9 protein-coding genes are annotated in these 12,275 nt (G+C 70.9%); 4 read left to right on the top strand and 5 right to left on the bottom strand.

Annotation, left to right across the window (positions count from 1 at the left end; translation table 11 throughout):
* The first annotated feature begins 5 nt into the window (after window positions 1-5).
* On the top strand, window positions 6-1,817 hold the full coding sequence (locus JQS43_RS18970) for a dynamin family protein (RefSeq protein ID WP_239675730.1): 1,812 nt from the start codon (window positions 6-8) through the stop codon (window positions 1,815-1,817).
* Window positions 1,814-3,310, top strand: coding sequence for a dynamin family protein (locus JQS43_RS18975; protein WP_338037130.1), 1,497 nt, complete (start codon window positions 1,814-1,816; stop codon window positions 3,308-3,310). The genes JQS43_RS18970 and JQS43_RS18975 overlap by 4 nt, the downstream gene beginning before the upstream one ends.
* A 5-nt stretch (window positions 3,311-3,315) precedes the next feature.
* Here JQS43_RS18975 and JQS43_RS18980 read toward each other — a convergent pair whose 3' ends face one another.
* On the bottom strand, window positions 3,316-3,972 hold the full coding sequence (locus tag JQS43_RS18980) for a hypothetical protein (protein WP_239675732.1): 657 nt from the start codon (window positions 3,970-3,972) through the stop codon (window positions 3,316-3,318).
* A 151-nt stretch (window positions 3,973-4,123) separates the two neighbouring features.
* Between JQS43_RS18980 and JQS43_RS18985 the strand changes: the two genes are divergently transcribed.
* Window positions 4,124-5,956 carry an Hsp70 family protein gene (locus tag JQS43_RS18985; protein WP_239679497.1) on the top strand — a complete coding sequence of 611 codons (1,833 nt, stop codon included), beginning with the start codon at window positions 4,124-4,126 and terminating at the stop codon, window positions 5,954-5,956.
* Window positions 5,957-6,028: 72 nt separating this feature from the next.
* On the opposite strand, the gene JQS43_RS18990 is transcribed toward JQS43_RS18985, so the two are convergent.
* The gene (locus JQS43_RS18990) at window positions 6,029-7,462 is read right to left on the bottom strand and encodes a cellulase family glycosylhydrolase (RefSeq protein WP_239675733.1); all 1,434 of its coding nucleotides are present in this window, start codon (window positions 7,460-7,462) and stop codon (window positions 6,029-6,031) included.
* Window positions 7,463-7,764: 302 nt separating this feature from the next.
* Between JQS43_RS18990 and JQS43_RS18995 the strand changes: the two genes are divergently transcribed.
* A complete protein-coding gene (locus JQS43_RS18995; RefSeq protein WP_239675734.1) occupies window positions 7,765-10,203 on the top strand; it encodes a putative bifunctional diguanylate cyclase/phosphodiesterase in 2,439 nt (812 codons plus the stop codon).
* A gap of 8 nt (window positions 10,204-10,211) precedes the next feature.
* Here the strand turns inward: JQS43_RS18995 and JQS43_RS19000 are convergent, their stop codons facing one another.
* The 3 genes from JQS43_RS19000 to JQS43_RS19010 form a co-directional block, all read right to left on the bottom strand.
* The gene (locus tag JQS43_RS19000) at window positions 10,212-10,784 is read right to left on the bottom strand and encodes a thioredoxin family protein (protein WP_239675735.1); all 573 of its coding nucleotides are present in this window, start codon (window positions 10,782-10,784) and stop codon (window positions 10,212-10,214) included.
* A gap of 66 nt (window positions 10,785-10,850) precedes the next feature.
* Window positions 10,851-11,129: a MoaD/ThiS family protein gene (locus JQS43_RS19005; protein WP_239675736.1), complete on the bottom strand. Its 279-nt coding sequence runs from the start codon at window positions 11,127-11,129 to the stop codon at window positions 10,851-10,853.
* On the bottom strand, window positions 11,126-12,211 hold the full coding sequence (locus JQS43_RS19010; protein WP_239675737.1) for a WD40/YVTN/BNR-like repeat-containing protein: 1,086 nt from the start codon (window positions 12,209-12,211) through the stop codon (window positions 11,126-11,128). The genes JQS43_RS19005 and JQS43_RS19010 overlap by 4 nt, the downstream gene beginning before the upstream one ends.
* Window positions 12,212-12,275 lie beyond the last annotated feature (64 nt).

Genomic DNA, 12,275 nt, shown 5'->3' on the forward strand with positions numbered 1-12,275 from the left:
CGAGGATGACCGGCACCGCCGCGCCTGCTGACGGCGCGTTACCACGGGCGATCGAGGTCGTCGACCTCGGACTGCGCGCGGCCGAGGCGTACGGTCGCGCCGACCTCGCCACCCGGCTGACCGCGACCCGGGGCACACTCGCCGATCCGGTGGTGCACGTCGTCGTGGTGGGAGAGTTCAAACAGGGCAAGAGTTCACTGGTCAACGCCCTGGTCGGGGCGAACGTCTGCCCGGTCGACGACGATGTCGCCACCGCGATCCCGACGCATATCCGATTTGGGGCAGAACCGGCGGCGCAGCTGCTTCGCCACGGCGATCCACCCCAGCGGGAGCCGATCCCCATGGAGCAGGTCCGGCAGGTGGTGCTGGAGGACCAGGCCGACGACACCGCCGAGGGGGTCGCGGGGGTGGAGGTCCGCCTACCCCGCCAACTACTCTCCTCCGGTCTGGTGATGGTGGACACTCCGGGAGTCGGTGGGCTGGGGTCGCTCCACGCGGCCGCCAGCGTAGCCGCCGCCTCTATGGCCGACGCCCTCGTGTTCGTCACCGACGCCGCACAGGAACTCACCCGCAGCGAGCTGGACTTCCTGCACCAGGCCAGGCAGATGTGCGGCACGGTGATATGCGTACTGACAAAGACCGACTTATATCCACAGTGGCGCAAGATTCGCGATCTGGACACCGAGCACCTACGCGACCACCTGGACCTACCGATCATTCCGGTCTCGTCCACACTGCGGCTGCGGGCCGTCGCCGCCAACGACAAGGAGCTGAACACCGAATCCGGCTTCCCGGAGCTGGTGCGGTTCCTCACGCAACGGGTCAGCGGTGGCGCGGCGAATCGGATCGCGGCCCAGGCCGCGGTATCGGTGGTCGAGGTCTGCGAGCAGATCGAGAGTCAGTTCGAGGCCGAACGCGCCGCGCTCGCCGACCCCGCGGCCGCCGCCCAGGTGGTGGACGAGCTCACCGCGGTCAAGCAGCGAGTGGAGGCGGTCAAGACCGCTGCGGCGAAGTGGAACCAGACCCTCTCCGACGGCGTCGCCGACCTCACCGCGGACATCGATCACGACCTGCGTGCCCGGATCCGGCGCGTCATCGAAGAAGCCGACGACGCTATCGAGGCGATCGACCCCGCCGACACCTGGGACGAGACCGAGCGCTGGCTACAGGCCCGGGTCTCGCACGAGCTGCTCGCCAACTACAAGCTGCTGCGCGACCGGGCGACCTGGTTGAGCGAGGAGGTGAGCGAACACTTCCGGGAGGCCGCGGGCGAAGTACTCCGCCAGGTGGCGATCGCCAACCCGGTCCCGTTGCTCGCCACCGCCCAGGTCGAGCACAAGATCGAGCTCGAGAAGATGAAGCTCGGCAAGCAGGCCATGGTGGCGCTCAAGAGCGCGTACGGCGGAGCACTGATGTTTGTGATGCTGGGCGCCATGAGCGGCATCTCACTCGGCCCGATCGGCTTGGGCATCGGGCTGGTAATGGGGCGCAAGGGCCTGCGGGACGAGAAGAAGCGCCAGCGGGCGGCCCGGCAGACCCAAGCCCGCAACGCCGTACGCCGCTACTGCGACGAGGTCAGTTTCGTGATGAACAAGGACTCCCGGGACACCTTGCGGCGGATCCAGCGCCAGCTGCGGGACCACTACAGTGCACTGGCCGACGAGCTGTCCCGCTCCAACACCGAAGCGCTCGCCGCCGCCTCAGCGGCGGCGAAGCAGACCTCGGCGGAGCGGGAAGGGCGGCTCCGCGACCTGGCGGCCGAGCTGGACCGGCTGCGTCAACTGCGCGAGCACGCCGCGGCGGTGCTGCCGGCATGAGCCAACCCGGTGCACCAACCTCCCCGAGCTTGCTGACGCGGACCCGGGCGACGCTGGAGCGGGCACTGGGCGTCTATCGCGACCCCGAGATCCGCAGCCGCCTGGCCGGGTTGCGCGACCGGCTCGACGAGCCGCTGCGGGTGGCGGTGGCCGGGCGGATCAAGGCCGGCAAGTCCACGCTGCTCAACGCGCTGGTGCGGGACCGGCTGGCGCCCACCGACGCCGGCGAATGCACCCGCATCGTCACCTGGTATCAGGACGGCCACACCTACCGGGTCCTCGCCCACCCCACCGCCGGGGAGCCTCGCCAGCTGCGGTTCCAACGCGAGGAGGGCGCGATCGAGATAGACCTCGCCGGGCTCCCCCCGGAGCAGATCCACCGGCTGGAGCTGACCTGGCCGTCGCGGGCGCTGCGCACCACCACCTTGATCGACACGCCCGGCATCGGATCGCTCTCTGAACAGGTGGCGAACCGGACGTGGGACCTGCTCACCGCCGAGGACGAAGAGACCCCCGCCGATGCGGTCCTTTACCTCATGCGCCACCTTCACGGCAACGACATCGACTTCCTGCGGGCCTTCCACGACACCGAGGTCTCCGCCCCCAACCCGGTCAACGCGATCGGCGTGCTGTCCCGGGCCGATGAGATCGGCGTCGGCCGGCTGGACGCGATGGCGTCCGCCCGCCGGGTCGCCGCCCGGCTCGCCACCGACCGGAGCGTACGCCGGTTGGTGCAGACGGTGGTGCCGGTGGCAGGGCTGCTCGCCGAGACCGCGGCGACGCTCACCGAATCCGAGGTGGGGCAGCTGCGCCGGGTCGCCGACCTGCCCGTCAGCGAGGCGGAGCAGCTGCTGCTCTCCGCCGACCGGTTCCTGCGGACCCGACCCGAGCTGGGCCTGACCGACCTGGAGCGGGAGGCGCTGCTGATCCGGTTCGGCATGTTCGGAGTCCGGCTAGCGACCACCCAGCTACGGCACGGGGTCGCGTCGAACGCCACCGAGCTGGCCCGGGAGTTGGCTGACCGCAGCGGCATAGCGGAGCTACGGGAGGTCCTCGCCACCCTGTTCACCGAACGCCGGGAGGTGCTCAAGAGCCGCTCCGCGCTGCTCGCGCTCGACACGTTGACCCGGGCCCAGCCGGTCGGCGGCAGCGAGGCGGTGGCGGCCGAGGTGGAGGAGATCGTCTCCTCCGCCCACCCGTTCCGGGAGTTGCGGGTGCTCTCCGCAGTCCGGGCCGGTTGGGTCGCCGGCAAGCCGGAGGTGATCGAGGAGCTGGAACGGCTCATCGGCGGCGCCGGCAACTCCCACCACAGCCGGCTGCAGCTGCCGGCCGACGCCGGCCGCGACGACCTCACCCGGGCCGCCGCCGACGCGCTCGAGCGTTGGCAACGGCGGGCCGAGAACCCGCTGACCGGGCACGAACTCGCCCTCGCCGCCCGGGTGGCGGTGCGCTCTTGCGAGGGCGTTCTCGCCGAGCTTCGGAGTGCCCGGTGACCGGCTCAGCCCCCGCCGTTGAGGCCGTCGAGATGGTCGAGGCTGTCGAGATGGTCGAGGCCGAGGGTGGGGTCGTGGGTCGGGTCGTGGGTGGGGTCGAGATCGGTTTCGGGCTCCCCCGGCGGCTCAGCCAGCCCCCATGCGTCGGCCGGCGGCGGCGCGGCCAGCGACGGTTGCTCGGCTATCGTCGACGCGGGTTCGGCTCCGGCGGCCGGCTCGGAGAGCCCGAGCGGTGCGCTTTCGCCCTGGCCGAAGGCCGTGTCCCCGCCCTGGCCGAAGGCAATATCAACGGTGCCCTCGGCCGGGCTGGCGCCGAAGTCGCCGGGCGGCGGCGCGGCGGGGTCGAGTTCCGCCCCGCCCTCGACCTCGACCTCGTCGAGCCCGGCCGGCGGAGCGGCGGCGAGCAACTCCAGCGCGGCTCCCGGGCCCGCTGCCACGTCACCGTCGGCGCCCATCCCGCGGTGGGCCATGACGACCGGCGCCAGCAGCTCAGCCACCTCGACCCGGGCGGTGTCGGCATAGCTTCCAATCGCCTCGGCGAGGAGCTCCTCCGGCAGATCGGCGTGACCGCTGGCGCGCAGCACCGAATCGGCGTCGGCGTCGACCTCGCCGACGCCGGTCAGCCCTTCGAAGATCTCACGCAGGGGGCGCGCCGGTGCCATGTTCCCACTGTAGGAACGGCACCACCGGCACCGGACAGGGGGACTTCCCGGGCACGCCCCCTAACTGACGGATCGCCCCCCACCCCCCGTACCTGCGCCACCGACAGCGTGGGCAACTACCCCCTCCCCCCACGACCACGGAGCAGTTGTGATGTACGCACTCGGCATCGACCTCGGAACCACCTTCACGGCGGCGGCGATCTGCCGCGACGGCCGCGTCGAGATCGCGGAGCTCGGCAGCAGGGCAGCGGCGATCCCCTCAGTGGTGCTGCTGCGGGACGACGAGACGATCCTCACCGGCGAGTCGGCGAACCGGCGCGGCCTCACCGAGCCGCACCGGATGGCGCGGGAATTCAAACGCCGGCTCGGGGACACCACACCGATCCTGCTCGGTGGCGCACCGTACTCGGCGGAGACGCTGATGAGCCGGCTGCTGCAGTCGGTGATTGGGGAGGTGGCACAGCGCGAGGGCGGCCAACCCGACGCGATCTGCATCTCGCATCCGGCGAACTGGGGCCCGTACAAGACCGACCTGCTGCAGCAGGCGGTCCGGCTGGCCAACATCGAGCAGCCGGTGACCCTCACCACCGAGCCGGTGGCGGCGGCGGTCTTCTACGCCCACCAGCAGCGCGTCGACCCGGACTCGGTGGTGGCGGTGTACGACCTCGGAGGTGGCACCTTCGACGCCGCCGTCCTGCGCAAGACCCCGCACGGGTTCACCATCCTCGGCCAGCCCGAAGGGATCGAGCGGATGGGCGGGATCGATTTCGACGCGGCGGTATTCCACCACGTGAGCCAGGCGCTCGGCGGCAAACTGGCCGAGCTGGACGAGGATGATCCAGCTTCGATCGCCGCGGCGGCCCGGCTACGGGAGGAGTGTGTGGCGGCGAAGGAGGCGCTCTCCTCCGACACCGACGTCACCATCTCGGTGCTGCTGCCCAACATCGCGACCGAGGTACGGCTGACTCGCGCCGAGCTGGAAGCAATGGTGCGCCCGGCGTTGAGCGAGACGATCGCGGCCCTCCGGCGGGCGCTGCGCTCGGCCGAGGTGGACCCAGCGCAGCTGCACGCAGTGCTCCTAGTCGGTGGGTCTTCCCGGATGCCGCTGGTGGCGCAGCTGGTCAGCGCCGAGCTGGGCCGGCCGGTGGCGATCGACGCGCACCCCAAGCACGCGATCGCGCTCGGGTCGGCCTGGCTGGTCGGGGACGGGGCCGACGCCATCACGGCCCCCGGCCCGGTCACAGCGTCCGACACCGTCACGGCCTCCGACACCGCGTCGGCTCCCCGGTCCGACCCGGCGCCGACAGGGTCTGCCGTGCCGCCTCGCGCCTCGGCCAGAAGCATGACCCCGCCGAGCGCCACCGCGGCGGTGGGACGCGCCGTGGCCGCGCCGGCGACGCCGGACGGGCCGCCGCCAGCCTCCTCCCGCCGCCGGCTGCCGTGGCTGGTCGCCGCGGCGGTGCTGGCCGTCGTGCTCCTCGCTGGCGGAGTCTCGTACGGCATGACCCGCGGCGATACCTCCGAGCGCCCCGACCTGGTCGAGGCGGGCGACACCGGCCCTACCGCATCGCCCTCGGCCAGCACCGTGCCGCCCGACGAGCAGTGCACCGACGAGATCAAACGCAACGAACGGTGGGTTTGCCTGTCCGCCGCCACAGTGACCGATGGTCAGCTCATCGTCGAGTTCGAGGTGCAGTGGGCGGGTGGCGCCCCCAGCGTCGGGGACGGATACCACGTCCACCTGTACGGCGGGGACGGCGTCGATCCCTCCGACGAGGCCATGGCGACCAACACCGAGGCCCCTGGCCTACTGTGGATGACCGACGAGACCAGCCCCGCTACCCTCAGCGCCGACCAGGTCGCCGGGGTGGTCGGTGAGCACCCGAAGATCTGTGCCCGGATCGCCGACCAGTGGCACCACCTGGTGCCCGCAGTGGACGGTGGCTACACCACCGGCAACTGTGTGCCGATCAGCCGAGTCTGAGCTGGCGGTGTGGGTCCGCGCCAGCAGCGCGCCCCGGATCCGGTCCGGAACCGGGGCGCCCTAGCTCCTGGGTCAGGTGGTGCAGGTCGTGCCGTTGAGGGCGAACCCGCCCGGGGCGGGGTTGTTGCCGGCGCTGGCGGCGGCGGCGTTGTACCCGAAGGAGGTGGACTGGCCGGGGGCCAGGGTGCCGTTCCAGCCGGCGTTGGCAGCGGTGACGCTGCTGCCGGACTGGCTGACGGTGGCGTTCCAGCCGGGTGGTTCGACGGTCTGGCCGGCGGAGTAGTCGTAGGTCAGGCTCCAGCCGTTGATGGTGCTGCTGCTGTTGTTGGTGATGGTGACATTGGCGGTGTAGCCAGGGCTGCCACCCCAGTTGTTGGCCTCATAGGCCACCGCGCAGTCACCCGCGGGCGGCGGCGTGGTCGGCGGGGTGGTTGGTGGGGTCGTCGGCGGCGTGGTCGGCGGCGTGGTTGGTGGGGTGGTGCCGCCGCAGGTCGGGAAGACCGTGGCGCACTCGGCCGTCTGCGCGATCCCGTGCTGGCTCAGGAAGACGTTCTCACCCCACTCGGTGAGGCTGCCGGCGTCGAAGTTGTTCACCTGGTCGAGGTAGGCCGCGCCCTCGTAGTTGCCGCTCCACGACCAGGCGATCCAGCCGATCCCCCGGGCCTGCGCCTCGGACATGATGGTCTGCCAAGCGACATCCTGACCGTAGTGGTGGTGCCCGAACTCGCCGACCACCAGCGGCAGGTCCATCTGCGCGAAGGCGTCGAAGTAGTCGATGACGTTGCTCGGCGAGCTGAACACCTCGTACATGTGGATGGAGAAGACGGTGTTGCCGTGCGGATCGGCCGCCGCCACCTGCGGGGCGTTGTCCCGCATGATGAACTCCCAGTCCTGCCCCCAGTTTGGCGCATCGACCACCAGCGTGTGCTCGTAGCCGAGATCCCGCATGGTCTCGATCGCCTCGACCGTCTCCCCGACCCACGCCTGCGTGTTGTTGTTGCCGCGGGGCTCATTGGCGATGTTGATCAGGACATAGGCTTCTTCTCCGGCCAGGACGTCCCGCAGCGCCGGGTCGGCCCAGTAACCATCGACAATATCCATGATTGACACTGCGTCGGCGTCGTCCCCGTAGCCGGTGGCGTCGTGCACCTCCAGCATGCAGACGATCTCAAGCTGCTTGCACTCGGCGACCACGTCGGCGACGTCCGAGGGCGAGTTCGGACCCCAGCCGCCGGCATGTTGCCCGCTGCCGAGCACCACTCGGGCCGAGTTGACGCCCAGACCGGCGGCGTCGGCGAACATCTGTGGCTCGTGGGGGAACCAGACGTGCGGGAGGCTGCTCCCCCGGAAGACGAAGGGGTTGCCGTTCGCGTCCAGTAGCTGATCACCACTGACCTGGAAGCCGCCCTGCTGGGCCTGCGCCGGATTCGACACCGTGGCTACCACAACCAGGGAGGCGACCAGGCCGACCAGCGTGGCCGCCGCCGTGGCGAGTCGTTTCTTCATTTCCTACCTCACTATTGAGCAGAGTGACAGGTGGCGGTCGGCTGCTCGCCGTCCGCATCGACAGCCCTGGCTCCAGAGGTGCGGTACCGCCCTCACTAAACCACTGAAACGGTTAAGTTGCAACCACCGCCCCGGGGAGCCGGCACGGGACACCCACCGCCGCGGTCCGAAATCGGACAAATATCCTTGCCACACTCCCGAAACCGGCATACAGGGACAAATATTGCTAGCTACTCGGGACTGGCAAAAGCCGCAAAGCATGATTGACTAAGGGGGGTGTCTCCCAATTCTCCGAGGCAGCGGTGACCAGACCAGCAGACCTCCGAATCACGACCGCCGACGCCACCACCGCGGGCGCCGACCGAGCACGGTGGCTGACGCCCCACCGGATCTTCGCGACTTACCTGGTGCTGGCCGGCGGGCTCGCGGCCGCGGCCATCGTGCTGTCGGTCGACGGACCGCCGCTGCTATCCAGCGGCGCCCGGCTGCTAGCCGGAGCGGCTGCGGTCGCGGCGATGGTCATCGGTGTCCTGCTGCACCGACCGGTGGTAAAGGCCGGCTGGTGGCTGGTGGTGGCCGGCTCGGTCGCCGGACTACTCGCCACCGGCGCCGGATTCGTCAGCACCGCGCAGACCGGCGACTTTCAGCCCGAAGAGTGGAGCTACGCGGCCCTCGCCGCAGCTCAGCTACCCCTCTACGTGGCCGGCCTGGCGCTGCTCGCCCGACTCGGCGGCCGCGGCACCAAAACCGACCTGCTCGACGCGGTCACCATCGGGCTCGCCACCTTCCTGGTGCTCTTCGCCCTGGTGATCCGGCCGGTGGTGCCGCCGGGCTCGTTCGCTCTGCTGGTCGCGATCAGCCTGCCGCTCGGCGCGCTGCTGCTGCTGGCGATGGTGGTCCGGCTACTGCTCAGCGTCGGCGTGCCCAACCCGGCGCTGGGCCTGCTGCTGCTGGGCATGCTCACCCGGGTCGCAGCCACGGTGACCCTGCTCGTGCCAGCCCTGACCAGCGGCTCCTTGCAGGTCGGACCGCTGACCCGCCCGCTGTCGGTCATCTCTTACCTGTTACTCGGCGCCGCGCTGCTGCACCCCTCGCTCCGCCACACCCGGCCACGGCCAAACCCCGGCGACGACGCGGTCTCCAAACGGCGGATGGCGGTGCTGGCGATCTTCGCGGTGGTGGCCCCGGTAGCGGTGATCATCGAGGTGCGGCAGGCGAGCGAGGTCGACGCGGTCGGCGTCACGATGCCGCTGGTCGCCGCCGCCGGCCTGCTGCTCCTGCTGGTCGGCCGACTAGGGATCACCGCGGACATGGCCCAACGGCGGGCCGCGGAGCTCGCCAGACGATCGGAGGATCTGGCGCAGGCCGTGGCGGACCAACAGGAGTTGCAGCAACAGCTACGCCACCAGGCGCTGCACGACCCGCTCACCGGGCTGGCGAACCGACTCATGGTGACCGAACGATTGGAGTGGGCGCTGCACCGGACCGGGGCCGGCACCCAGGCGCTGATCCTGCTCGACCTGGACCGGTTCAAAGACGTCAACGACACCCTCGGTCACCCCGCCGGTGACGAACTACTTGTCGAGATCTCGCACCAGCTCCTCGCGATCACTCCGGCCGGCAGCACTCTCGCCCGGCTGGGGGGTGACGAATTCGCGGTCCTCGTGGAGGAGACCTCCCCCAGCCAGGCCCGGCAATTGGCCGACCAGCTTCGGCGCGCGCTCCGGCAGCCGTACCGGATCGACGGTCAGGAGCTGGCGCTCAGCACCAGCGTCGGGCTGCTCATCGCCGAACCGACTATCCCTCGCACCAGCGCCGCCAACGCGCTGCGCGACGCCGATGTCGCGCTCTCGGCGGCGAAAGCCGCCGGTCGCGACCGGGTGGTCCAGTTCCGGCCGGAGCTGCGCACCGCGCAGCGCAACGTCAGCCGGCTCAGCGCCGGCCTGCGGCGGGCGCTGGCCGAGGACGAGTTCGCGGTCCACTACCAGCCGGTGGTGGACACCGAGACCGGGCAGGTGGCGGCGGTGGAGGCGCTGGCCCGGTGGCAACCGCCGGACCGCCCGGCGGTGTCACCGGCGGAGTTCATCCCGGTGGCGGAGGAGACCGGGCTCATCCGCCCGTTGGGGGCCTGGGTGTTGCGACAAGCCTGCCTGGACGCCCGGCCCTGGTACGACCAGCACGCAGTCGGGTTGGCGGTGAACGTCTCCCCCCAACAGCTCACCGACCCCGACTTCGCCGACCTGGTGCTCAGCGCCCTCCGGGAGGCGGGCCTACCCGGCAACGGGCTGATCGTCGAGGTCACTGAGAGCAGCCTGGTGGCCACCGCCGCCAACAGCGACACCCTGCGCCAGCTCGACCGGCTCCGGGAGCACGGGGTACGCGTGGCGATCGACGACTTCGGAACCGGGTACTCGTCGCTGGCCTACGTCGCCCGGCTGCCCGTCGACATCGTCAAGCTGGACCGGTCGTTCGTGCAACACCCGCCCCAAGCCACCCCGGATGGCCAAGGATGGGCGTTCACCCGGGCGGTGCTGCAACTCGTCGAGTCGCTGCAACTGCAGGCGATCGCCGAGGGCGTCGAGACGCTGGACCAGCTGGAACAGCTGCGGGCGCTCCGCTGCCGACTGGTGCAAGGCTTCCTGTTCGGGCGGCCGATGCCCGGGGAGCTGATCGTCCAGAGCTTGACAGCCGCAGCGGAGCCACCGGCGCCGGCCACCGCCCCGCGCCGGGTGGGGCGGTAGCGCCCGGGTCAGCCCGTGGGCTCCACGCCCGGCCGCCACTTGATGCCGCAGCCCACGCTCGGGTGATGCGGCTCCGGCACCGGCGAATCGGCGAGCACATGATCAACCGCCGCGCGCAGCGCCGCCCCGGTCGGAGCCTCCCCCGAGCGGGGCCGACTCTCGTCGAACTGGCCACGATAGGCGAGCTGGCGCCGCGCGTCGTACAGGAAGAAGTCCGGCGTGCAGGCCGCGTGGTACGCGAGCGCTACCTCCTGCGCCTCGTCGACCAGGTAAGGGAACTCGAAGCCGGCCCGGCGGGCCTGGGCTACCAGCTGCGCTGGCTCGTCGTCGGGGTAGGTGAGCGCGTCGTTGGCGCAGATCGCCACCGTCGCCAGCCCGCGGGCCGCGTACTCGCGGGTGAACTCGCCGAACGCGGTCTCGATGTGTTGCACATAGGGGCAGTGGTTGCACAGGAAGGCGACCAGCAGCGCGGGCGCCTCGGTGATCTCCTTGAGGCTCACCTCCCCGGCGCCGTCGGCGCGTGGAAGCGTGAAGTCGGGGGCGGGGCTACCGAGCGGGACCATGAAAGAGTTGACAGCCATCCCCCCATACTGCCCAAGGTCCCCGGCCGTGCCTACGGCGACCGGCCGACGACCAACACCATCGGGTCACCCACCAGCGACGCTGGGTAGAATCTGCACCTCTGCGGCGGCCCCGACCGGGGTGTCCAGGCCGGACAGTCGCCGGACGTCTTCGCCGTCGACGAAGACATTGACGTATCGGCGAATCGCCCCTGATTCGTCCCGGATCCGCCGGCCCAGCCGCGGCCAGCGCTGATCCAGCTCGGCCAGGACCGACCGCAGCGTCCCCGCCGCCGTCACCTCCAACCGGGCGGCGCCACCCACCTCCGCGCGCAGCGGACCGGGGACCAGCACCTGGACGCTCACAGCCGGGCCGCCCGGACACAGAGCACCTCCGGCAGGTGGGCGACCACCTGTGACCAACTGTCGCCCTCGTCCCGGCTGGCGTAGACCTCGCCGGACCGGGTGCCAAAGTAGACTCCGGCCGGATCCTCGTCGTCGACGCTCATCGCGTCCCGCAGCACCGACGGATAGAACGGCTCGGTCGGCAGCCCGGCGGTGAGCGGTTCCCAGCTGCCGCCGGCATCACGGGAACGGAAGACCCGGCATTTTGCGTCGGGCGGGAACCGGTGGCTGTCGGCGGTGAGCGGGAAATTCCACACCACGCCAGCCGTCCGCGGGTGGGCGACCATCGGGAACCCGAAGTCGCTCGGCAGCCCCGCCGCGATCGACACCCAGCTCTGGCCGTCGTCGTCGGACCTATACACGCCGTGGTGAACCTGTGCGTAGAGCCGGTGCGGGTCGTCGGCGTCGCGCGCGACCTTGTGCACACACTGCCCGAACTCCGGCCAGGGATCCGGCAAGAAGTCGGCCCTGATGCCGGTGTTGCCGGGAGCCCACGAGCCGCCGCCGTCGGTGCTCCGGTAGACCCCGCCGGTGGACATCGCCACCAGCACGGTGGCCGGATCGTCCGGCCGCGGCAGCACCGTGTGGATGGCCTGCCCACCGAAGCCAGCCTCCCACTGTGGCCGGTGCGGATGGTCCCACAGCGACCGGACCAGCTCGTAGGAGACGCCGCCGTCGTCCGAGACGAACAACGCCGACGGTTGGGTGCCGATGTAGACCCGCTCCGGTCTGCTCGCCGGACCGGGCGCGATCTGCCAGACCCGCTCCAGGGCCACCCCGGTATCGGCCGGGAACGCTACCGGCGCCTGCGCCGGCTCGTGCCAGCTCCCGCCGAGGTCGTCACTGGTCGCCACCGTAGGCCCGAAGTGTGAGCTGGTGACCCCGGCGAGCAGCCGCGGCACCGACCGGCGCCGGTCGATCGCCACCGCGTACACCGCGGTCATGGCATAGTGCGGGCCGGTCACCTGCCACGACCGCCGGTCATCGTCGCTGCGGGCCAGAAACAGACCCTTACCGGTACCGATCATCAATATCGTGCCCATGCTGAACTCCCTCCGGTGGCTGCCTGGGCGGCCGGCTGGCAGCGGCCGGCTCACCGCCGCGGTC

The sequence above is a fragment of the Natronosporangium hydrolyticum genome (assembly GCF_016925615.1).
In the GTDB taxonomy this organism is placed as follows: domain Bacteria; phylum Actinomycetota; class Actinomycetes; order Mycobacteriales; family Micromonosporaceae; genus Natronosporangium; species Natronosporangium hydrolyticum.

Excerpts from the sequence above, each read along its gene's own strand:
- JQS43_RS18970 (WP_239675730.1), top strand. The coding sequence starts at position 6 with ATGACCGGCACCGCCGCGCCTGCTGACGGCGCGTTACCACGGGCGATC.
- JQS43_RS18975 (WP_338037130.1), top strand. The coding sequence starts at position 1,814 with ATGAGCCAACCCGGTGCACCAACCTCCCCGAGCTTGCTGACGCGGACC.
- JQS43_RS18990 (WP_239675733.1), bottom strand. The coding sequence starts at position 7,462 with ATGAAGAAACGACTCGCCACGGCGGCGGCCACGCTGGTCGGCCTGGTC.
- JQS43_RS19000 (WP_239675735.1), bottom strand. The coding sequence starts at position 10,784 with ATGGCTGTCAACTCTTTCATGGTCCCGCTCGGTAGCCCCGCCCCCGAC.
- JQS43_RS18980 (WP_239675732.1), bottom strand. The coding sequence starts at position 3,972 with ATGGCACCGGCGCGCCCCCTGCGTGAGATCTTCGAAGGGCTGACCGGC.
- JQS43_RS19010 (WP_239675737.1), bottom strand. The coding sequence starts at position 12,211 with ATGGGCACGATATTGATGATCGGTACCGGTAAGGGTCTGTTTCTGGCC.
- JQS43_RS18985 (WP_239679497.1), top strand. The coding sequence starts at position 4,124 with ATGTACGCACTCGGCATCGACCTCGGAACCACCTTCACGGCGGCGGCG.